Origin of the sequence: Paenibacillus phyllosphaerae (genome assembly GCF_014192105.1) — a bacterium.
GTDB classification, from domain to species: Bacteria; Bacillota; Bacilli; order Paenibacillales; family Paenibacillaceae; genus Paenibacillus_Z; species Paenibacillus_Z phyllosphaerae.
The window spans coordinates 338396-360012 of record NZ_JACHXK010000005.1 but is presented as its reverse complement, the minus strand read 5'-3'; the positions used below and the strand labels follow the sequence as shown (position 1 = coordinate 360012).

Below are 21617 nucleotides of genomic sequence, written 5' to 3'. Positions count from 1 at the left end.
TAAGCTTGCGGTATACAAAAGGTTGCTACATACCCATATGTTATATACATGCGCATATGTTGGTCAATGCAGCATCCCGGATCTTCCGATCAGGAGGGTTCTAGGGTGCGGTAGCACAGGAAAATGTGAGGCTTAGTATCAACGGTGTGCCTATCGTACAGCAATGTGCGTACTTCCGCTTTTTGGAAATTCATTTTAAGCTAAAGGAGAAATGACGACAAAGGATGGGATGAGAGATGGAGACAGCTGTGAAACAGACCGTAAAGGAACAAATAATCGAGGCTTATCGGTTCCGGCATGCCTGCAAGGAGTTCGATCCCGCTAAGAAGATAACCGACGCGGACTTCGCCTTCATCATGGAGACAGGAAGGTTGTCGCCGAGCTCGTTCGGATTCGAGCCTTGGAAGTTCGTGGTGGTGCAGAATAAGGAAGTGCGTGAGCAACTGCTGCCGGTCACGTGGGGAGCGTCGAAGCAACTGCCGACATCGAGCCATTTTGTCATTCTGCTCTCCCGCACGAAGGAGGGGCTGACGGCTGACTCGGCGCATATCCAACATATGATGAGGCACGTGCAGCAGCTGCCGGAGGAAGTGGTGAAAGGGAAGGGCGAGATGTATGGCAATTTCCTCGAGCATGACTTCAAGCTGCTGGAAAATGAGCGTGCCATGTTCGAATGGGGCGCGCGCCAAACCTATATCGCGCTGGGCAACATGATGACGGCTGCGGCGCAGATCGGGATCGATTCATGCCCGATCGAAGGTTTCGACAAATCCGGTGTGGAACGCGTCCTGCAAGAGAAGGGCATTCTGCATGAGGGCTTCGGCGTGGCTTGCATGGTCGCCTTCGGTTACCGCGTGCGCGAGCCGCGGGCGAAGACGAGACAGCCGGTCGAGGCGGTCGTGGATTGGGTAATTAAATAGCGGCAAGGCGGGATGGTCCGCTGCGGACGGCAGGCGAATGCGCTTGTGTCTGCAGCGGCTTTTCGGCTTAATGGCGATATCGGCGGCAACCAGCGCGATGACGGAGCTTGTGATGACCGGTTCACCGCGAATAAACCCGCTTGCGTCATCACGGCTGCTCAAGCGGGTTCACCTCAGCGCACCAAATATGATACGTTAAAGCTAACGATGAGAGCGAGAATGGGGTGCGTACAGGTGGATTGGGATTCAGGCGCTTATACGGTGGGATGGAAGGGCCGCACGGTCGTGCTGCTGCCCAAGGAGTACGCGCTGCTGCGTTATCTATACGAGCATGCCGGCCATACCTTAACCCGGGAGCAGCTGCTCGATGGCGTATGGCCGCTTGAGGCGCCGGTCGACCGCACCGTCGACGACCATGTGTACCGGCTGCGCCGCAAATTGGCGATGTGGGCCGCGGATCTTCAGATCGAGACGATCCGCGGGCTCGGTTACCGGCTGCGGGTGCGAGAGAGCCGTATCGCGGACAATCCGCTGCAGCGGCTGGCCGCTTTTACCGAGGAGATGAAAGGAATTGCCGACACCTACGTACGGTATGGACGAGGCGACGCGCTCCTTACGTTATCCCGTCACCAACAGGTGCTCGGATTCGAGGTCGACCCGACGCTGCAGCTGCTTATCCGCGTGATGGAAGGCGATGTGCGTTTTATCGTCGACGAGTCGGAGGGAAGCTTCGTGGAGCGGGCGTTCCTGCTGCTGTACTTCAACCAGTTCGTCGCACCGGTGCCCAACAGGCGGTACATCGAGGCAACCATACGGGCGCGGCTGCTGCCGGAACCCTGGCATATGGAGCTTGCCGCAATCAATATCGTGTCGATGCTGATGGATTGGAACGAATTCGAGGCCGCGAAGGAGAAGCTCGATGATCTCGCCGTTCAGGTGGAGCAGAACCATTGGGAAGGGCTCATGCCCTATACGGCGAATTTACGGCTGGAGTATGTGCTGCGGGCAGGGAAGGACGCGCTGGTCGAGGAAGCGATCGCGAAGGTAGAGGAACAGCTTCGCCGGTATCCGTATATGCGGGAGGAGGGACAGTTCCGGATTCTTAAGGGCGTCTGGTCCTATAGGACGGATAAGCGGCAGGGGCTGGAACTCGTACAGGAAGGCATCGCGCTGCTGGAGCAGTCGCAGTTCCTCGCCAACTTAATGAACGGTTACCGGACGCTGACGGTGCTTGCCGCTGCTGCGGCATGGGGGGAAGATCTTAATGCCCTCGATAAAGCGTGGGAGCGCCTGACCGCGAAGATCGGCCTGGACGCGATCGCTCCACGGATCGGGCAGCAGCTGGAGCGGCATCTCGGACGGCTCTGATATTGCTCTGATAATTGTTCGGTAAGATGATGAACATCATCGATATTGTACTTACCGGAGGTTATGGAATGGAACGAGCCAAACGCACGATGCTGTGGAGTCCGCTCAAGGAGCGGGGATTCCGCCAGCTTTTCCTCGGCCAGGTAATGGCGGACTTCGCCAACTGGCTTGATTTTATCGCGCTAAGCGCGCTTATCGTCTATGCCTGGGGGCATGGCTCGATGGCGCTTGCCGCGCTCTCGGTCTGCATCGGCGCGCCTTACGTGCTGCTTGGTCCGCTCCTGAGCGTGCGGCTGCGCAGCCTGCCGGGCAAGCAGATGCTCGTCGTCTGCAGCTTGCTGCATATGGTGGTCGCCTGTTGTCTGGCTTGGGCGCCATCGCTGCCGGTGCTGCTGGCGCTCGTGCTCATGAAGACCAGCATCACCGCCGTCTTCGATCCGGTCCGGCAAGGCGCGGTGAAGCGGCTCGTCGAGCCGGCGAATCTGGCACAGGCGTCATCCCTTAGCCAAATGTCCGCCAATCTGACGAAGATCTTCGGCCCGATGGCCGGCGGCGCGCTTATGGCGTGGCTCGGGACCAAGGCGCCGTTCCTCCTTAGCGGCGGGTTGTACCTGCTGTCCGCCGCCGCGCTTTGCTTCTTGCCGGCATGGAGCGGCAAGGCGGAGCAGGAAGAGAAGCGAGCGGGCGGCTTGCGCGAAGCGTGGCGGTTCCTGCTGGGAAGGGCACGGCTGAAGGCCGCGGTCGTCTATGTGTCCGCCGTCTTTTTTCTCATCTTTCTGTATGACGGATTGTTCGTGCTGCTAGCGCAGGAGGCGGGCTTGAATGAGGACGGCTTCGGACTGATGATCGGCGCGGTGGGCGTCGGCAGCGTCGGCGGCGCGGTCGCGGCGGGGCAATGGAGCGGTTGGCAGCGGCATCCGATCGCGCATATGACGCGATGGGGCATCGTGTCCGGTCTGCTCATCGTCGTGGTCGGACTTGCCGCCATGGGCGTCATTCCGCCGGTGCTCCTGTTCTGGCTGCCGCTCTGCGCGGCGATCGGGTATTGCGGCGCGCAGAGCGCGGTTCCCTTCGGATACGTCTTGCAGACGGAGACGACGGAGGAGACGATCGGTCCGGTATCTGCGCTTGCCAATGCGCTCCAGACCAGCTCCATGCTGATCGCGCCCGTCATTGGCGCGTCCCTGGCCGCGTGGTGGGGGGCTGGAAGCGTATTTGCATTCGTCGGCTGTTTGACCGTCGGCATTGCGCTGTGGACCTATTCGCGCATGAAACAGCAAGCGGGCGGAAGCGCCGCTACCGTTACGGAGGCGGTCAGCTCCGGAGAATCGGCTTAACTTGAAGACGGCTGACCATATCGTGTCAGCCGTCTTTTGCCGTCTCGGCCAAGATTCTGCAAGCACGGGAGAGTGAGGCATGGCGTCAAAAGTCCATCTGCGACCTGTGAAAAATCCATTGCTCCCTGCCGCCTCCAATTTGTATACTACAAGGATTGGCAAGCTTTTATGCCGGTCTTGCTTCGATACATAATCATTCCGCTACAATGGATTAGATAAGGAGGCGCTCCTATGATGAAGCTTATGCGTTATATCAAGCCGTATGGGTGGGTCGCGCTGCTCGCGCCGCTTTTTATGCTGCTCGAGGTGGCGATGGACTTGCTGCAGCCGAGGCTGATGGCGAGCATCGTCAATGACGGCGTTACGGCCGGGAATCTGGATCATATCGTGCATACTGGCCTCATTATGATCGGCATTGCGTTAGTAGGTCTCATCGGCGGCGTCGGCTGCACCGTGTTCTCGACGATCGCTTCCCAGCGCTTCGGCACCGATCTGCGGGAGGCGCTGTTCGCCAAGGTGCAGCATCTGTCGTCCCGCACGCTGGACCGGTTCGGCGCAGGTTCGCTCGTCACGCGGCTGACCGGCGATATTACGCAGCTGCAGCAGCTGGTGCTCATGGTGTTGCGCATGCTCGTCCGCTGCTTGTTCCTGGCAGGGGGCAGCATCATCATGGCGGTGACGATCAGCCCGAAGCTGTCGCTTATTCTGCTGGTGATGATTCCGCTCTTGGTCGTCTTTCTCATCGTGACGACGCGTGCGACCGTTCCGATGTTCGGCACCGTGCAGAAGCGGTTAGACAGCGTGAATACGGTGCTGCAGGAGAATCTGTCCGGGATCCGGGTAGTCAAGGCGTTCGTGCGCGGCGACTATGAGGAACGGCGCTTCGGAGAAGCGAATACGAGCTTCCGCGACGCAAGCATGCGTGCGGCGCGCATCGCCGCGCTTAACGGGCCGACGATGGCGCTCATCCTGAACTTCAGCATCGTCGGCGCGCTGTGGTACGGCGGCGCCTTGTCCAAGGACGGCTCGCTGCCCGTAGGCGACCTTGCGGCATTCCTTACCTATGTGACGGAGCTGCTGTTCTCGATCGTCGGTCTTGGCGGCCAGCTGCAGATGATTGCCAAGGCGAAGGCGTCGGCTGATCGGGTGAACGAAGTGTTGGACGCCCGGACAGGCCGGGATGCCGGCGTTGCCAAGGCAGCTGCAGCGGCACCGGGCCGCGGTCTGCTCGAGTTCAAAGACGTCAGCTTCCGTTATGGAGAAGAAGCGGATGGCGAGACGCTAAGCGGCATTCAGTTCCGCGCCGAACCGGGTCAGACGATCGGCATCGTCGGCATGAATGGTGCGGGGAAGTCCACGCTCGTAGGCCTTATCCCGCGTCTCTATGACGTGAGCGAAGGCGCTGTGCTGATCGATGGCGTCGACGTGCGGGAGATGGAGCCCCAGCGCCTCCACGGGCAAGTCGGCATGGTGCTGCAGCAGGCGCATCTGTTCACCGGCACGATCCGCGACAATATCCGTTTCGGCCGGCCGGAGGCTACTGACGACGAGGTCGAGGCGGCGGCCAAAGCGGCGCAAGCGCATGAATTCATCGTCGGGCTACCCAAGGGTTACGATACGGAGCTCGGGCAGCGCGGGGTCAACTTGTCCGGCGGCCAGAAGCAGCGCTTGTCCATTGCGCGTACGCTGCTTACGAAGCCGAGTATCCTCATTCTCGATGATTGCACCAGCGCCGTCGACCTGAATACCGATCAGCGCATTCGCGCTTCGCTGCAGTCGCTCATGAAGGAGTCGACTTGCCTCATTATCGGCCAACGCATCGCCTCCGTCGCCCATGCGGACAGAATTCTCGTCCTGGAGGACGGCCGGATTACGGCGAGCGGCACGCATGCCGAGCTGTTGCGGCGCAGCGCCTTGTACCGCAATATTGCCGCGTCGCAGGAAGGAGCCTAGCTCATGCAGAGAACACAATCGACGATCCGGCGCATCGGGCGTTACGTGGCCGAACAGCCGTTGCGGCTGATCAGCATTCTCGGGCTAACGTTGCTGTCGGCCGGAATGACGCTGGCTGCGCCTTATCTGCTCGGCCGGGCGCTCGACCGATATATTATTCCGCAGCAGTTCGATGGTTTCCTGACGATCTGCCTGCTCCTGTTTGCCGTCTATGCTGTAGGCAGCCTGGTCAGCTGGCTGCAGGCGTATATGCTCGCCGACGTGGCGCAGCGTACCGTCTGGCAGCTGCGGCGCGACCTGTTCCGCCATCTGCAGCGGCTTCCGATCCCGTTCTTCGTCACGCGCACGCACGGCGAGCTGATGAGCCGAACGACGAACGATGTCGAGAACGTCTCGACGACGCTGAACCAGACGCTCGTGCAGATGATTACGAGCCTCATTACGCTCGTGGGCTCCTTCGCGATGATGGTGGCGCTCAATATATGGCTCACCTTGGTCGCGCTTGTTACCGTGCCGCTCATTTTCTTTGTGTCGAAGTGGATCAGCGGGGTGACGAAACAGCAGTTCAAGGCGCAGCAGCAGCATCTGGGCAGACTGAACAGCTTTATCGAGGAGCGCGTCAGCGGCCAGAAGGTCGTGGCGCTGTTCCACCAGGAGGCGCGGACGCTGGCGCAGTTCAGCGAGCAGAACGAGCAGCTGCGCCAAGCCGGGACCAAGGCGCAGATCTACTCCGGACTTATGGGCCCGGTCATGAACATGATCGGCCACTTCGGCTATCTGCTCATCGCCGGGGTCGGCGGATGGCTGACGCTCCATGATCAGGCGACCGTCGGCGTCATCGTCAGCTTTCTCGGCTACTCGGGCCAGTTCAACCGTCCGATCCGGGAGCTTGCGAACCAGTATAACTTGATCCAATCCGGGGTCGCCGGCGCTGAGCGGGCGTTCGAGATTATGGATGCTCCTTCGGAGTACGGGAATCCGGCCGGGCAGACGCTGCATTCGCTGGGTTCGGTCTCGGGCAAAGTAGAGTTCAAGGACGTCTCCTTCCATTACGCGGAGGGTAAGCCGATCCTGAAGCAGGTCTCCTTCACCGCGGACCCCGGCCAGACGATCGCGCTCGTCGGACCGACGGGGGCAGGCAAGACGACGATCGTGAACCTAATCGGGCGGTTCTTCGAACACACATCCGGTTCGATCCTCATCGACGGCAAGCCGATCGAGCTGTTGGACCGGGACGCCCTGCGCAGGCAGATCGGCATCGTGCTCCAGGATGCGCATCTGTTCTCCGGCACGATCGCCGATAATATCCGCTACGGCAAGCTGGATGCCACCGATGCGCAGATCGAGGCCGCGGCGCGGCAGGCCAATGCGCATAGCTTCATCAGCAAGCTGCCGCACGGCTACGACACGCAGCTGGCCGCCGAGGGAGGCAACATCAGCCACGGACAGCGGCAGCTCATCACGATCGCCCGCGCCATTCTGGCCGATCCGGCGCTGCTCGTTCTCGATGAGGCAACGAGCAGCGTCGATACGCTTACGGAGCTGGCGATTCAGGAAGCGATGAAGACGCTGCTCGCGGGCCGCACCAGCTTCGTCATCGCCCATCGGCTGAGCACCATCCGCGGCGCCGATCAGATTCTGGTCGTCCAAGAGGGCGGCATCGCCGAACGCGGCACGCATGAGCAGCTGCTCGACCGACAGGGGCTGTACGCGGAGCTGCACGGCAAGCAGTTCCAGACCGCGGCGACATCATAAATCATAGCCTGACCTGATCGGACACGAGAAGCCTCCCGCTTGCACGCTAGAATGCGCGCCGGCGGGAGGCTTCTTTATTGCTTATCGGGGATAGGTCTGGAGGTTGCGGCATTTTAAGCATTCACTTACGTATTTCGACAAATATAGGGCTTACGGTGCAGAACTTTATTTCCACCTTATCCGAAATTATGTACAATAGTTGCATAAATATGCATGAGGGGCTCGGGTGGGAATGAAGCTATCGGATATTGCCTTATTTCAAGGGCTGACCAATATGGAGCTGTCCAAACTGCTGGGCAAGCTTGCGAAACGTACGCTGCAGGCAGGACAGACGCTCTTCGAGCAGGGCGATTACGGCGAGAGCATGTTTATTATTGAGCGCGGCACCGCGCAGCTGTATTCCCAGCAAGGCGGGGCAAGGCAGCCGCTCGCGGTGCTCGGGGAAGGCGACAGCTTCGGCGAGATGGCGCTGTTCACCGGTGAGGCCCGCTCGGCGACGGTCGTGGCGGTGACCGAGATTACGCTCTATGAGATCGATCGGGACACGTTCGACCAGTTGATCGCGGAGCATCAGGTTATATCGGCGTACTTCATCAAGCTGCTGTCGTCCCGTCTGACGGCGACCAATGACCGGCTGCACGCGACGCTGGCGACCAAGTCCGAGTGGGTGAATAAGGAACTTGAGGGGCTGCCGGAACCAGCGGCCCGCGTCGTGTACTGGTGCGCGGCGCTCCCTTACGGAACGGAAGAGTTGCTGCAGTCGCAGTTCGGCGGCGGCATGCTGCCGGAGCTGCGCCGATACCCTGAGCTTAGCAAGCTGCTGGGCGAGGAGCAGGGTCCACGCGGCATTCGGCTGCGCGTGAAGGCGGAATTCCGCTCGGTGCTGAAGGAACAGGCGGCCTCCGTGCAAGGCGGCGGCCAGCTGGAACGATGGCGGATAGAGGCGGCCAATTACTATACGCTGCATGGCCATTGGCTAGATCTTGCCGAGTTGCATGCCGAGGACGCCAGGTGGCCGGATGTTCTTCAAGCAGTGAAGCTCGCATCGGCGGAGGCGCATGAAGGCGACCAAGAGGAGCATGCGCTGCTGCGGCTGCTCCACCGCTGCCCATCCGTCCAGCTGACAGGCGATCACGAGGCGCTGGAGCTGTATATCGCGCTCTGCATGCGGCATGACGCCGCCGAGTTGGGGCTTCAGGCGCTGGAGGCTGCCATCCATGAGGAAGCGGACGAGGATAAGCCGAAGCGGCTGGCCGCTTGGTATGAGTGGGCGGCCGAGCTATCCGGCAAGTTGGAACGCCATCAGCAGGCGCTGGAATATTGGCAGCTTGCGGAAGCCGCGGCCGGGTCGACGTCTGCGGCCCAGAGTGAGGAGCGGGTATACGAGCTGGCGCGGCAAGAACGTGCCGGACGCAAGAGCCGGGCTCGCGCGGAGCGGGCAGCAAGGCTGCTCGGCGGACAATGGACAAGCCTGCTCTCCCTGCTCGGCGCGGTTTTCTGCATTGTACTCTCCGCCTTGGTGCCCGAGGTTGGCGGACTGTCCCGCGAAGGGATGATCTTCATCGGTATCGGCCTTGCGGCAGTCATCCTCTGGATCGTCGGCATCATCCCGGATTACATCGTCGCGCTCGGCATGGTGATGCTGTGGGTGCTGATCGGGCTGGTGGAGCCGAAGGAGGCGCTGTCTGGGTTCGCGTCGCCAACCTGGCTGTACATGATTTTCATCATGGGATTAAGCGCCGCCATAACCCGGTCGGGCATTCTGTATCGCTTCTCGCTCTATGCGCTGAAGAAATTCCCGCCGCATTACCGCGGTCAGCTGTGGGGCATCATTGCCGGAGGGATCGTTCTCAATCCGTTAATACCGTCCTCGTCGGCGAAAGTATCGCTCGGGGTTCCGATTGCCCGAACGCTGTCCGAATCGATGGGCTTCAAGGATCGCAGCGGCGGAGCGGCCGGGCTTGGGCTGTCGGCGATGATCTTCTACGGCTTCACCGCGCCGTTCATGCTGACGGGCTCTTACACGAATGCGATGGCTTACGGCCTTGTGCCGAATGCGCCGTCCGTCTCTTGGCTCGCATGGGCGCTCTATGCGCTGCCGGGCTTTGCGATCTTCAGCGCCGTTATGATCGCATGGCTCTCCTTCATGTTCCGCGGGACGAAGGCCGCAAGGCCGATCGAGGCGGGCGTGCTCGATGAGCAGATTCGCCTGTTGGGTCCGCTTACCAAAGGGGAAAAGGTATCGATGCTGACCGTTACGGGGTGCATCGCGCTCATGATGCTGCAGCCGCTCCATGGCGTCGACAGCACCTGGATTCTTATGGCCGGCTTCGCGCTGCTCGTCATGAGCGGCGTGCTCGACCGCCACGCTATCCTGAACGGGATCGACTGGCCGTTCCTGCTATTCCTCGGCGTAGCGTTCAGTTTCGCGAACGCGGCGGATGCGCTCGGCATAACCGAGGCACTGTCGAACTTCCTCGGGGAGCATATGCAACTGTTCATCGCCTCGCCGGCGCTGTTCCTGATCGCCGTAGCGCTGCTGTCCTTCCTCGTCACGATCGTCGTTCGCGACGATCCGGCGGTCATACTGCTCGTGACGGCCCTCATACCGCTGGCCCAGCAGGCCGGCGTCGATCCGTGGATCGTGGTGTTCATCATCTTGCTGTCGACAGATCCGTTCTTCTTCTCCTATCAGTCGCCGACCTATCTGACGGCCTATTACAGCTCGGAGGAAAAGGCGTTCAGCCATCGGCAAGGGCAGAAGGTCGCGATCGGCTATGGCCTTGCGGTCTTGCTCGTCGCGGTGCTATGCGTGCCGTATTGGCGCATGCTCGGACTTATTCATTAGACAGCTAGATGAACAAAGAGGTGGTGCCAGGCTTTCCAAGCCTGGCACCACCTCTTGCGTTATATCCCTCTGATCGGCATTACTGTTCTTGCGTGAATCGTCCGCGAATCGTTTGCGACAGCTGGGCAAGCCCCGCAATCTCTTCATTGACCTCAGCCGACGTTTTGAGCTGGCCTTCAGAGACATCCGATAGATTCTGAATGGAGGCGACGATCTCTTCGGTCACCGAGGAGATGCTCGTCATTTCGCCGGCGATATCGTTCGTCTGGCCGTCGATCTGCTGCATGAATTGATGGAGCTTCTCAATATGGGCGTTGATCTGCTCGAACGCGCTGCTGATATGGCCGAAGCTCTGAAGCGAACTCTCGGCCAGCGACGCGGATTGGGTCGACAGATCGGAGCCGTGCTTGATCTGCTTGGCGGACTGCTCGCTCTCGGTACGGATCGCCCCCAGAATGCCGCGGATTTCTTCGGCGGCCTGACCGCTTTGCTCGGCTAACTTGCGGATTTGGCTGGCGACGACGGAGAAGCCGCGGCCGGCTTCTCCCGCGCGCGCCGCCTCGATAGCGGCATTCAGCGCCAACAGATTCGTCTGGCTGGCTACCTCCTGGATCGTCACGATGATCTCCTCGACCCGGAGCGTGGATTGATACAGCGAGAGCATCGCTTCGGACGCATGTTGGACGGTCGCCGCCGCCAGCTGGGTCTGCTCCACCAAGGTTTGCGTATTGCCGCTGCTCTGCCCGATCATGGCAGAGGCTGTCGTGGACTCGCCGACCATCGCGCTGGTGGCGGTAGTTGCGCGGCGGACCATTTTGGCAATCTCCTGCAAGTTCGTGCCGACGGTCACGATCGAATTACATTGATGTTCGAGTCCATCGGACACTTCCCGATAGGAAGTAAGCGTCGCCTGGTTGGCTTCAATGGACTGGCTCGACTTATGGGAGACGACGGAAGACGTAGCGGCGAGCTCATCGGTCAGCTGCTCGACATGCTTCAGCAGCGTGAGCACTTCCTGCTGCTTGCTCTCTTTCTCCGCCTCCAGCGCTTGCGTAATACGGCGCTTGGATATAATCTGCATCGTGGTTGCCGCGGAAGTCAGGATCAGGAACACCGCATGGGCGGCCAGCATCAGGAACGGATAAGACTCGACGCCGAAGACGAGCTCAGGCCAGACGAAATAACCAATCAAGTGCTGAACGGCGAACAGGACGGTCATGGCCGTAACCAGCTTAACTTGTTCGTAGTAGGCGATAATAGCGATCACCATGAAGATGGAAAAATGGAACTCTACCGTGCCGCCGCCGCCGGAGATCATGGAGAAGCTGGCGAAAGTCAGCGTGACCGATTGCAGCATCGGCAGCCCTTGATGGCCGGGATTGTTACGGAACAGGAACAAGCCGATTACCCAAAGAATAGCAGGCAGTACGAGCAGAATATTCAGAACGAGGCTAGAGGGAACGACATGGGCTGCATGCCCGCCCATAATCATAGGATGATCGATCAAGTGGAAGCCGCGCTGAAGCAGATGAACGATGAAGCTGATGAGAATGGTGGATAAGCTGAGCCAGAGCATAAAATGATTTTTACGCCGAATCACATGAATGTCCTCCTGTTGTTACTGCGAATTAGAAAACGCTATATTAGTCTATTTGATTAAATGATAGTCGATCTGCCTTGTTCTTCACAATAGAATTTTGTTGGATTAAATCGAATTTTGTCGAAAGAATGTCGAATTGTCGATATACACTCGATCATGGCGACTAGAATATGCCATAATGGGAAAGGTAAAACGAAAGGAGAGTCTATTCATGACAACTTCCCGCATTATTATTGATGCAGATACAGGAATTGACGACGCGCTTGCGATTCTGTACGCGCTTCGCGCACCGAATGTACATATTGAAGGCATTACGACCGTATTCGGCAATACGAATGTTCAGCAGGCAGCGGACAACACGCTTCGTCTACTCGCGCTCGCGAACCCGGGTTACGAGATTCCGGTGGCGATCGGCGCTTCCAAGGCGCTTGTACGCGAGCCTGGCACGTTCGCGGCTCACGTACATGGCGAGAACGGCATCGGCGAAGTGCAGCTGGCCCCTTCGGCGCAGCAGGTGATCAGCGAGCCGGCTCCCGAGTTCATCGTTCGTCTGGCGAACGAGAATCCGGGCGAGATCATTCTCGTTACGCTCGGCCGTCTGACGAATCTGGCGCTTGCGCTTCAGATCGATCCGGCGTTGACCGGCAAGCTGAAGAACGTCGTCTGTATGGGCGGCACCATCTTCGAGCCGGGCAATATCAGCCCTGTCGCGGAAGCGAATATCTGGGGCGATCCGGAAGCTGCGGACCAAGTGTTCACTTCCGGCATTCCGATCACGATGGTAGGCCTCGACGTAACGCTGAAGACGCGCATTACCGAGGAGCACCTCAGTTACCTGAAGCGTTTCGGCCGCGAAGAGAACCAACCGCTGATCGCGTTCATGGAAGAGTCGCTGCTGTTCTACTTCAACTTCTACCGCTCGGTCAATTTCTACCTGGGCAGCGCGCCGCTGCACGATCCGCTCGCGCTGATGGTTGCGCTGCAGCCGGATCTTGTCACTACCCGCCGCATGAAAGTGCGCGTCGAGCATCAAAGCCCGCTGACCCAAGGCATGGTCGTCGCCGATCTCCGTCCTCAGCCGGCTGTCGGCACCGAGATCGAGGTTGCGGTCGACGTCGATCCGGAACGCGCGATCGGCGCATTCTTGAGCGTGTTCATGTAAGATTGGCAAGCATAAAGCAAAAGCCGAACCCCATGGGCAATGTCATTAAGATAAGTTCTAAACTTAATGACATTGACCCAATGCGGTTCGGCTTTTTTTGACCCTTACGCCAACATCTTCGGCTTCGGCATAACGGCAAGAGCGTTTGCTTTTCTCTTTTTCAGCACGCTGACCAACTGGTCTTGCACGGAGGTGCTGCACGTGACCTGGATCACGACTTCGTTTTTTCGGTTAGCCGCGATCCGTAATTTCTTCTTGCTGAGCAGCAGCTCGATGATTAGGCCAAGGAAGAATCCCCCGACTAACCCGATCAGCCCCCAAATGACGGGCCCCCAATACCACACGAATCCATAGATCGTCCCAAGCACCATAAAGATCGTGCCGCTCACCATGGCTCCGTCCAGGATACTGCTGCCATCGACCCGATGAAGCGTATCGATGACGTGAGGCTGAGCATCAAGATTCTCAAGCGGCAGCGCTATGATATGCGCAGGTTCCACGCCTAGTTTCTCGATATCATGGAGCACCATCTCCACAAAAGGCGAATGCTCGAAGGTGGCGATGATCTGTACGTTGTCGTTATCGGTCGTGTCTAATTGTGCCAAGTTCGCCGCCCTCACTCTCAGGTACCGGATTTGCTCGATATCGAATAAGATGTTGTTTTCGTTCACCGAGGCATAGGCCTGATAGATCGCAAAGACGTACATCGAAGGCAGGAAGAGAAACCACTGCCAATCTACGACGGCCGCTGCTCCGTTAAAGTCTCCTAGAAACGAATAGAGCCACGAGCGGACGGCCACGGCCTTATAGCAGACGAAGATCCACCAGGCCAGCACGAATGTGCCGACGACCGTACTGCCGCTATATAACTGTCCCAGGCCCGGGCATAACAGAGACCATACGGTTCCGGCCCAAGGGTGCTTTTTGTCCAGTATCGCGATATCAAAAAAACTGACGTCCGAAGGCGTGATCGGCGCATCCTCAATCTCGGACAGTACATGGCTCTTATTGATCTCGACCGCACTTCGGTAGCTGTCCCATATACTGAACACATAGACGGCCACGTAGAGCAGCACCCAATCCTGGTTAAGCACGGCCTTGGCCTCCTCGAACCGGCCAAGAAAGGATAAGGCAATCCCTCGGTTCAGATTCGCTAGGTTATTGACCACAAGCTCCCAAATGACGAGAACGAATCCATGGAGGTACTTGCCGATAAACATATGGCCGAACCCAGGGAATACAGCCGACCACCAGGCCGCGTTCCAAGGAATGCGGGGATAGACCGAATTGATCCCGAGGACGGATATTTGCCCTTTTGAATACCGGGGACGGATGTCGGATGACTGGAATTTCCTGTGCGGCATGGCGAATCCTCTCCTGAGGCAGGGTGTCTTCGTCTACTATTGCCAACAAGCACCTGTATTATGAGGAGGATCTCGCGGTTGGCAGTCCAAACTTTAATTGCAGATCGCAGATTGGGGCAGAATAGACGGTAAATAACAAACTAGGATGATCGAGTTGACGGATAAGAATGTGCTGCTGGAGGAGATCGAGAAGGTTCATCGACAGTTAACGGAGCTGAGGCAAGAGTATTGGCTGCAGGTTGATCTGTTTACGCCCTTATGGTGGCTGCTGCTGGCAGTCATGATCCTTCCATGGGTGGTGTGGTGGAGATTCGCGGACAAACAACGGTTGAGCGAAATCGTGTTCTATGGGGTGACGATCAGCTTTCTCATCTTCCTGCTCGACCACATCGGCTATGAATTGAATTTATGGGAATACCCGCATAAGCTTGTCCGCTTCATACCGGAAGCCTCGCCGATCGATTTTGGCATTTTGCCGGTCATGCATATGTTCGTGTACCAATACTGTCGTTCGTGGCGATCATTCGTCATCGTCAATATCGTGATGGCTGCCTTCTGCGCCTTTATTGCAGAGCCCATCAGCGTGTGGATCGACTTCTACAAGATGCTGAACTGGGAATACATCTATTCGTTCCCGATCTATATTGTGAAGGCGGTTTTCGTTAAGGCTTTACTTGAACGGATTGCTGGCGTGAAAAAAAGAGCGGGCAGGAAGCACGCCGATCCATCCAGTCCATGACACAAGAGCAGGCCGGGGCGGCGCTGCTCGCACAGTTCCTTCAGCTAGCTGATCTCGATCGCATGCTTGACGGCCCGTCCTTCCTCGAACGTGATGACGAGCATCACGATATCGATGACCGAATAGCCCATATAATAGATGAATGTCTGCTCGGATCGTTCATTCGGCTTGCCTAGCAGGTCAATCACTTCCGCTTGCGTAAGGCCGATCAGCTCCTGGTGATCGAGGAAGTCGTCAATCATCTGTTGGCGGTTGTCCTGCTCGCTCACCCATCGGTTATAGTCGAAATGCGAGTTGTGTTCGTTTATGCCGATTTTGGTTATGCTGAAGCCGGTAATAAGCACGCCAATAATGATCATGTTGATCCACATGGCTCGAGGCAGCTCTTTGCTCGTCTTACGCTTGGCATACGCGACATGGAACAGCACCCATACAAGCAGCGGCGCAAGCACGATCATCACGGCGCGCACGGATAACGTCACGAACCACCAATCGATCGCCATATTGATAAACGTGTATACGATTGCATATAGAAGAAACGAAGCCGCATAGAGAAACCCCCGTTTATAATCCCGCTGCATTGGGTTTGCCTCCTTTATGTTCGTATGAGGTGCGTGCGTTGTTGTGAATGTTGTTACATATTTTACCATACACGGCCAGGCAGAACATAGCTTTACTAGGTATAGGGACAAAGAAAGGGCAGCCGGCGGATCGTTCGATCCTTGGACTGCCCCGGGTACACCATACCGGAAGTGCGTGAATTACAGCGTGACGCCTTGTACAAGGCTGCTGTTATAGCTGGACAATTGGCTGCTTAGCGTCTGCAGCGCTTGGGCCAAGCCTCCGGAGAAAGTCGTGCTTGCGTCCATGCTGCCCACTTTGGCTTGCAGTTCGGCGAGCAGGCTTGCGAGATCGGCGGAGGAAATATCCGATTGCTGCTCACCGTCGAGGCTGAACCCGGCTAATGCGTTCGTCGCGTCTTCTTCGCTGCTCGTGCTCATGGCCCATGCGAACGGCGGCATGATGCCGCTCATCGCCATCAGCTGAGACGGAACGCCGCCAGCGTCAGGCGGCTGCGGGCGCGATTCTTCCAGTGTCGCGCCTACTTCCTCGAAGAGCGCGGATACTTCCTCGTCGGTCGCCGTGCTCGCATCGAAGCCCGACAGCTGCTCCTTCACGCTGGCCAGCGCTTCGGCAAGCCCTGGCGGAAGCTCACTGTCCTCGTCTAAGCCTGACAATTGGTTCTGCAGCTCGGCGAGCATGGATTTCATGTCGTCCGCGGAGAGCGCGGCTATTCCTTCTTCGCTGCTAGCGGAGTCGGAGCTTGGCATTGGCGGCGGGAATCCGCCCGGCATCATCGGAGGCCTGCCGCCGGATGGGCGCATGCTGTCCATCGTATCTGCGACAGACTCGAACATCGCGGAGATTTCCTCATCCGTTGCGGTGCTGGCATCGAAACCGTACAACGTCTCGCTGAGCGAGGCGATGGCTTCCGACATCGGCCCTGTGCTTGCGCTGTCCGCATCGGCTTGGGAATCGCTTAGCCGATTCTGCAAGTTGACGAGCATCGTCTTCTTTTGGTCGATGCTGATCTCGTCTTTGTCCTCTACGGCATCGGCCGAAGTTCCGGTTGCGCCCGGTTTCTGCACGTTCAGATAGCTTAGCGCATCCAGGCTGAATGCGATCGAGTCGGCGGCTGAACCGCTGCGGCTCTTGCTGCCGCCCTCCGTGGTTCGATTGGCGGCCGAATCTTCTTGATTCCAAGTGTAGGCATAGGAATTGCGGTAGCTGTTAATCGATATAGACATGCTGCTGCTCCTCTCGTAGTGGCGGACCGATCGGCACGCGAGTCGTGCGCCTTCTCCTCTATTAACGGCAGGGAAGCTGAAGAATGGCTGAATCTACGCTGAAGGAACGCTGAAAGTCTGTTGCATACCTGTAATCGTCCGTTGCATGTCTAGTACAATGAACAACAAAAAACGTTCCCTGGCTTGCCAGGGGAACGCGTTATGATCGGGATAGCCGTATGGGAACCGCAAGCTTAACCGTATTGCGGCCGCCGCGCTTGGCGGCGTACAGCGCTTCATCGGCACGACTGAGCATCGCGGCGAGCGTATCTTGGCCGCTGCCCGGTGTCGCGACGCCGAAGCTTGCGGTAATGGCAAGCTCGCCATCGCGCATGACGAGCGGACTTGCGGCGATCGCTGCGCGGACGCGTTCCGCGAACGCCTCGGCATCGGCGACTGCCGATTGCGGCAGACCGATGACGAATTCTTCGCCGCCATACCGTGCGAACAGTTGGCCTTCGGCGATGAACCGGTTGCAGACGGATACGACGTGGCGCAGCGCCGCATCTCCGGTATCATGACCGTACGTATCGTTGACTGATTTGAAGTGGTCGATATCGAACAGAATGATGGCGAAGGGCTGCTCCGTCTGCCGGGTCTTAAGCAGCAGCTCCTGCGCGCAATGCATGAAATACGTGCGGTTCATGATTTGCGTCAGGCCATCGGTAGTGGCCAGGTGCCGCAGCTCCTGATGCATGCGCGCAGCCTCGGTGATGTCCATGAAGACGATGGCTAGTCCCGCGGATTGGTTGTCGCCCTTGAACACCGGAGAGGCATGGATCTGATACAAGCATTCTTCGCCGTCGGCCCGCCTCCATGGCAGGCGCAGTTCCGACTTGCGCAGCTGCTCCATAATCGAAGGAATCGGCAATGCCAGATGCTCGACGGGCTGACCGATCGCCTCCGGGCCCAGCTGCGGCATCATGCGAAGGGCGGCCTGGTTGTAATCGGCAATCCGGTCGTGCGGGTCAAGGACGACAACGCCGTCGCGCATGCTCTCGAATATCGCGGAGCGGGCTACAGGAACGACGGTCAGCATACCGGACGTCCGGATGGCCCATATATAGAGCGTGTTGGTGACGCTGATCGTGACCGGAACCGGATCCATACCATACGGCGTAAGGCCGATCAGGTAGAGGAACGCGGCCGTCATCGGGATATACTGGCCTAAGATCATCACGGCCAGCTGCGGCCTATAGGCGGATTTGGTTCTTGGCCAATGCCGGATCAGCATTATGCCGCCGAAGAGCAGACAGCCGAAGGTATAGCTGCCGTGGACGATATACCAGAGGCCGATCTCGATATCGACCAGCAGCGTAGGCGCATCCGGCCTCGCATAGAACGAGCTATAGAACAGATGGTGATATTCGTTGGTCATCACCATGAGCAGCGTAATGGCGGGAATGACGAAGAAGAACGGGACGGTCCTGCGCGTGACGTATTTCTCCAACCCGACATACTGCAAGGTCAGCAGGACGCAGCAGGGGGCGATGAACGGCATGCCGATATACTCGGCCTTCGTCCAACGGAGCGCTTCCTCTACAGTGCTGCTCGTCAGCTCGAAAGCGTAGGAGAACGTATAGATCGCGGCGAATATACTCATCCACATGAAGCTCCGGATGCCGGAGAAGGTGGACTTGATGGAATAGGCATACACGGCGAGTACCACGCTGAGTACGCCCGACACGGCAACGACTACAATGATGTTATGAATGGTATTCGTCATCGGGATGCAGACAGCTCCATGGATGTTAGATTATGGATAGTTGTCTTCAAGGGTAGCATAAAAGAAAACCGCCGGAAAGGGATGTGTCAGGTGGGATATATTGGGACAGGAAAAGAGCCCTCCGCATCGGGATGCGGAAGGCTCTTGGTTTACTGTTCGCCAAGCGGAATGCGGTATTGCGACAGCTCCTCCACAATGTGCTCGCCGCCTTGGTAAACCCACCGGAAGCGGAACTCATTGCCTGAATAGCCGGTTCGGTTGCGAATGTCGGGGACGATGACCGTCTCCATGTTATCGAGCAGGGTCTGCTGCAAAATATGAAGGCGCTGCTCGTTCGCCGCGCTCTGCATCTCCGCGATATCTTCCGGGAGGGTCTCCATGTAATACAGCTTGGCGATCTCGTCGTCCTCGAGATCCTCCTGCAGCGGATGGCCCGCGCCGCGGAACATCTCCAGTACCGTATTGATCCAGTCACGGTAGAGATCAATCGTAATCTCATACATAAGGGCATGCTCCTCTTCCACGTCATTAGCCTCGCGAGCATGAGGCACGCGGTGGACAACCTATGCCTCATGCTCGAATACAGCCTCTATTATAAGGGAACATGCGTGAGCGAAAAAGGAGCTAAATGGATTCGGGGTCCGGCCAATATTGATACTGTTCCAGATCGATGGTCCCTAGGGCGGTAACGTGGACGCCTTCAGACTCCAGGCTCATGCGCTGATCCATTCGGGCGAGATCCTCCTGCAAGGCGATCTCGCCCTTGGCGTTCACGACCCGGTGCCAGGGCAGCTTATGAGCCCGGGTCTGCGTATGCAGGATCCGCACGACTTGCCGGGCGCCGCGGGGGCTGCCGGCAAGCGCCGCTATTTGTCCGTAAGTCATGACATGCCCAGAGGGAATGCGGCTGATAATGGCGATGACATGTTTCGTGAAAGGCTGCATGACGGGTGTTAGATCCTCCAAGTTCGTGATGGGCAGGATGCGGTTTCAGTTAAGCGGTAGCCGTGCGAGTCAGCTTGTAGCTAGCCAGCATGTAGATGAGAACAAGCGGAAGGGACCACAGCGTGAGCGACAGCGCCGTCTGATCGAGGAACCAGCGTCCGATCTCATCCCACCACCCGAAGCGGGTGCACAGCATCGAGGCAATACCTGCAACCAAGGACAGGGCGATGAACAGGATGAACGTCCATGTGGCGCGGAATCTGCGGTTGAACATGCCAATGAAGTAGCCCGCGAAGAACATATGCAGCGCCAGCACGAAGTGGACCAGCAGCTGAACATACCATGCGCCGTCATGCACGAACGGAAGATTGAAGAACTGCAGCTGGACGCCCCAGTGGTCGGTCAGGTCCGTCTCTGCATAGCTGAAGAGCATGATGATTAGCGACGCGGCGGCGCTAGCGATGGCGATCATCGCGGTAGAACCGAGGAAGAAATCGGTGCGCCGGATACTGAAGCCAAGGGCGAACGGGAAGAATTGGCTGACGATGATGATGCCCATGACGAACATATAGATGAAGAAGGAGGCGAGTCCGCCGGTAACCATATTCTGCTCCTCATGGAGCGAACCGCCGATGATGAGGTTGATGACGAAGCTGCTGAGCGTGACGAGCCAAGGAATGACGAACCAAGCCATTCTTTCTCTCATGAACATGCGAAGCACGAGTCCGGAACGATTCATCTTGCATCATCCGCCTTTCGGGACATTTTGCCGCTCGTCAATTGGACGATCAGCTGCTGGAGCGATACCGTAGCCACTTCAAGTCCGGCGAGCTCGGCCCGGGCGCGGACGTCTTCTGGTGATCCATTCGTCAGGAGCGTCGCCGAACATAGCGATCCGAGCCCCTGGCGATCCAATTCCTTGTAACCGGCGGCAAAAGCATTCACTTTGGCAAGCGGGCCGGACACGGTAAGCGCTCTGCCGCGCAGTGACTCCGCTTCCTCGTCGAGCACCAGCCGGCCTTGATCGATGACCAGTACGTGTTCGAGCATCTGGCTGACTTCGTCGATCAGATGGGTGGAGAGGATGACGGTCCGGGGATACTCGGCGTAGTCCTCGAGCAGTCGGTCATAGAACAGGCCTCTGGCCACCGCGTCGAGCCCGATATACGGCTCGTCGAATATCGTCAGCGGCGCCCGGCTCGCAAGTCCGACGACGATGCCGACCGAGGAGAGCATCCCGCGGGACAGTTTCTTGATGCGGCGCTTCGGCGGGAGGCGGAAGTCCTCCATCAGCCGGTCGGCCAATTCCTGATTCCAGTTCGGGAACGTCATGGCCGCGAAGGCGAGTACATCCGCAATCTTGCTGGATTCCGGATACTTCTGGCTTTCTTTAATGAAACATAGCTGGCTGAGCACGCGGTTATTCTCATAAGGAGCCTCGCCGAATACCGCTATGTCGCCGCTCGTCTGGATCAACTGGGCCGATAGCATATGCATAATCGTCGTCTTGCCTGCGCCGTTGCGGCCGAGCAGGCCATAGATGCGGTTAGGCTCCAGCGCGAAGCTGACGTTATCGACGGCTTTCACATCGCCGTAGGCCTTCGTTAAGCTGCGGATCTCCACCACATTAGCCATTGTTCGTCCCTCCTCTGCGAATCATATCGGACAGCTGCTCGGCGTTAATCCCGAGCTTCTCCGCCTCGCGGACCATCGTGACCACGTACTGCTCATAGAACTGCTCCTTGCGCTTCTCCACCAATACGGCGCGCGCGCCTGACGCTACGAACATGCCGATCCCCCGTTTCTTGTATAGGATGCCTTGATCAACAAGAAGATTGACGCCCTTCGCCGCCGTCGCCGGATTAATCTGATAGAACGCGGCGAATTGCGTTGTGGAAGGAACCTGCGTTTCCTCCGTTAGGGTCCCTTCGATGATATCGTCCTCAATCCGTTCAGCGATCTGAACGAAGATGGGGCGGCTCTCATCCATTTGTGCCCCCATAGCTCCACCACCTAACTGGTTAATTACTCATGTAACTAACTATAGAGGTTG

18 protein-coding genes are annotated in these 21617 nt (G+C 58.1%); 8 read left to right on the top strand and 10 right to left on the bottom strand.

Annotated features, from left to right (window positions below; all coding sequences use genetic code 11):
- Positions 1-236: 236 nt before the first annotated feature.
- The 6 genes from FHS18_RS14010 (at position 237) to FHS18_RS13985 (ending at position 10181) form a co-directional block, all read left to right on the top strand.
- Entirely contained in the window at positions 237-920 is a 684-nt protein-coding gene (locus FHS18_RS14010) for an NAD(P)H-dependent oxidoreductase (RefSeq protein WP_183600683.1), read from the top strand.
- 45 nt (positions 921-965) lie between these two features.
- Complete coding sequence (locus tag FHS18_RS14005) at positions 966-2288, top strand: winged helix-turn-helix domain-containing protein (protein WP_183600682.1); 1323 nt, start codon at positions 966-968, stop codon at positions 2286-2288.
- A gap of 68 nt (positions 2289-2356) precedes the next feature.
- Positions 2357-3625, top strand: a complete 1269-nt coding sequence (locus FHS18_RS14000; RefSeq protein WP_183600681.1) for an MFS transporter — start codon at positions 2357-2359, stop codon at positions 3623-3625.
- A gap of 231 nt (positions 3626-3856) precedes the next feature.
- Entirely contained in the window at positions 3857-5578 is a 1722-nt protein-coding gene (locus FHS18_RS13995) for an ABC transporter ATP-binding protein (protein ID WP_183600680.1), read from the top strand.
- A 3-nt stretch (positions 5579-5581) separates the two neighbouring features.
- A complete protein-coding gene (locus tag FHS18_RS13990) occupies positions 5582-7333 on the top strand; it encodes an ABC transporter ATP-binding protein (RefSeq protein ID WP_183600679.1) in 1752 nt (583 codons plus the stop codon).
- Between the two features lie 232 nt (positions 7334-7565).
- Positions 7566-10181 carry an SLC13 family permease gene (locus FHS18_RS13985; RefSeq protein ID WP_183600678.1) on the top strand — a complete coding sequence of 872 codons (2616 nt, stop codon included), beginning with the start codon at positions 7566-7568 and terminating at the stop codon, positions 10179-10181.
- A 79-nt stretch (positions 10182-10260) separates the two neighbouring features.
- Here the strand turns inward: FHS18_RS13985 and FHS18_RS35160 are convergent, their stop codons facing one another.
- Positions 10261-11781, bottom strand: coding sequence for a methyl-accepting chemotaxis protein (locus tag FHS18_RS35160; RefSeq protein ID WP_183600677.1), 1521 nt, complete (start codon positions 11779-11781; stop codon positions 10261-10263).
- 211 nt (positions 11782-11992) lie between these two features.
- On the opposite strand from FHS18_RS35160, the gene FHS18_RS13975 reads away from it, so the two are divergent.
- Positions 11993-12943 (top strand): nucleoside hydrolase, encoded by a 951-nt coding sequence (locus tag FHS18_RS13975; RefSeq protein ID WP_183600676.1) that lies wholly within the window; start codon positions 11993-11995, stop codon positions 12941-12943.
- A gap of 104 nt (positions 12944-13047) precedes the next feature.
- Here the strand turns inward: FHS18_RS13975 and FHS18_RS13970 are convergent, their stop codons facing one another.
- Positions 13048-14307, bottom strand: coding sequence for a hypothetical protein (locus tag FHS18_RS13970; protein ID WP_183600675.1), 1260 nt, complete (start codon positions 14305-14307; stop codon positions 13048-13050).
- A gap of 154 nt (positions 14308-14461) precedes the next feature.
- On the opposite strand from FHS18_RS13970, the gene FHS18_RS13965 reads away from it, so the two are divergent.
- Positions 14462-15046 carry a CBO0543 family protein gene (locus FHS18_RS13965; RefSeq protein ID WP_183600674.1) on the top strand — a complete coding sequence of 195 codons (585 nt, stop codon included), beginning with the start codon at positions 14462-14464 and terminating at the stop codon, positions 15044-15046.
- 44 nt (positions 15047-15090) lie between these two features.
- Here the strand turns inward: FHS18_RS13965 and FHS18_RS13960 are convergent, their stop codons facing one another.
- The 8 genes from FHS18_RS13960 to FHS18_RS13925 form a co-directional block, all read right to left on the bottom strand.
- A complete protein-coding gene (locus tag FHS18_RS13960) occupies positions 15091-15627 on the bottom strand; it encodes a hypothetical protein (protein ID WP_183600673.1) in 537 nt (178 codons plus the stop codon).
- A gap of 180 nt (positions 15628-15807) precedes the next feature.
- Positions 15808-16854 (bottom strand): hypothetical protein, encoded by a 1047-nt coding sequence (locus tag FHS18_RS13955; RefSeq protein ID WP_183600672.1) that lies wholly within the window; start codon positions 16852-16854, stop codon positions 15808-15810.
- 199 nt (positions 16855-17053) lie between these two features.
- Positions 17054-18619 carry a histidine kinase N-terminal 7TM domain-containing diguanylate cyclase gene (locus FHS18_RS13950; protein ID WP_183600671.1) on the bottom strand — a complete coding sequence of 522 codons (1566 nt, stop codon included), beginning with the start codon at positions 18617-18619 and terminating at the stop codon, positions 17054-17056.
- Between the two features lie 149 nt (positions 18620-18768).
- Positions 18769-19122 carry a hypothetical protein gene (locus tag FHS18_RS13945; RefSeq protein ID WP_183600670.1) on the bottom strand — a complete coding sequence of 118 codons (354 nt, stop codon included), beginning with the start codon at positions 19120-19122 and terminating at the stop codon, positions 18769-18771.
- A 121-nt stretch (positions 19123-19243) separates the two neighbouring features.
- Positions 19244-19564, bottom strand: a complete 321-nt coding sequence (locus FHS18_RS13940; RefSeq protein ID WP_183600669.1) for an MGMT family protein — start codon at positions 19562-19564, stop codon at positions 19244-19246.
- Between the two features lie 49 nt (positions 19565-19613).
- A complete protein-coding gene (locus FHS18_RS13935) occupies positions 19614-20303 on the bottom strand; it encodes a hypothetical protein (RefSeq protein ID WP_183600668.1) in 690 nt (229 codons plus the stop codon).
- Positions 20300-21199 (bottom strand): ABC transporter ATP-binding protein, encoded by a 900-nt coding sequence (locus FHS18_RS13930; protein WP_183600667.1) that lies wholly within the window; start codon positions 21197-21199, stop codon positions 20300-20302. Before FHS18_RS13930 ends, FHS18_RS13935 begins: the two co-directional genes overlap by 4 nt.
- Positions 21192-21566 carry a GntR family transcriptional regulator gene (locus FHS18_RS13925; RefSeq protein ID WP_183600666.1) on the bottom strand — a complete coding sequence of 125 codons (375 nt, stop codon included), beginning with the start codon at positions 21564-21566 and terminating at the stop codon, positions 21192-21194. The genes FHS18_RS13930 and FHS18_RS13925 overlap by 8 nt, the downstream gene beginning before the upstream one ends.
- Positions 21567-21617 lie beyond the last annotated feature (51 nt).

What these genes read in the sequence shown, in the direction of transcription:
- FHS18_RS14010 (WP_183600683.1), top strand. Translation starts at nt 237, where the DNA reads ATGGAGACAGCTGTGAAACAGACCGTAAAGGAACAAATAATCGAGGCT.
- FHS18_RS14000 (WP_183600681.1), top strand. Translation starts at nt 2,357, where the DNA reads ATGGAACGAGCCAAACGCACGATGCTGTGGAGTCCGCTCAAGGAGCGG.
- FHS18_RS13995 (WP_183600680.1), top strand. Translation starts at nt 3,857, where the DNA reads ATGATGAAGCTTATGCGTTATATCAAGCCGTATGGGTGGGTCGCGCTG.
- FHS18_RS13990 (WP_183600679.1), top strand. Translation starts at nt 5,582, where the DNA reads ATGCAGAGAACACAATCGACGATCCGGCGCATCGGGCGTTACGTGGCC.
- FHS18_RS13985 (WP_183600678.1), top strand. Translation starts at nt 7,566, where the DNA reads ATGAAGCTATCGGATATTGCCTTATTTCAAGGGCTGACCAATATGGAG.
- FHS18_RS13975 (WP_183600676.1), top strand. Translation starts at nt 11,993, where the DNA reads ATGACAACTTCCCGCATTATTATTGATGCAGATACAGGAATTGACGAC.
- FHS18_RS13970 (WP_183600675.1), bottom strand. Translation starts at nt 14,307, where the DNA reads ATGCCGCACAGGAAATTCCAGTCATCCGACATCCGTCCCCGGTATTCA.
- FHS18_RS13960 (WP_183600673.1), bottom strand. Translation starts at nt 15,627, where the DNA reads ATGCAGCGGGATTATAAACGGGGGTTTCTCTATGCGGCTTCGTTTCTT.
- FHS18_RS13955 (WP_183600672.1), bottom strand. Translation starts at nt 16,854, where the DNA reads ATGTCTATATCGATTAACAGCTACCGCAATTCCTATGCCTACACTTGG.
- FHS18_RS13950 (WP_183600671.1), bottom strand. Translation starts at nt 18,619, where the DNA reads ATGACGAATACCATTCATAACATCATTGTAGTCGTTGCCGTGTCGGGC.
- FHS18_RS13945 (WP_183600670.1), bottom strand. Translation starts at nt 19,122, where the DNA reads ATGTATGAGATTACGATTGATCTCTACCGTGACTGGATCAATACGGTA.
- FHS18_RS13940 (WP_183600669.1), bottom strand. Translation starts at nt 19,564, where the DNA reads ATGCAGCCTTTCACGAAACATGTCATCGCCATTATCAGCCGCATTCCC.
- FHS18_RS13935 (WP_183600668.1), bottom strand. Translation starts at nt 20,303, where the DNA reads ATGAATCGTTCCGGACTCGTGCTTCGCATGTTCATGAGAGAAAGAATG.
- FHS18_RS13930 (WP_183600667.1), bottom strand. Translation starts at nt 21,199, where the DNA reads ATGGCTAATGTGGTGGAGATCCGCAGCTTAACGAAGGCCTACGGCGAT.
- FHS18_RS13925 (WP_183600666.1), bottom strand. Translation starts at nt 21,566, where the DNA reads ATGGGGGCACAAATGGATGAGAGCCGCCCCATCTTCGTTCAGATCGCT.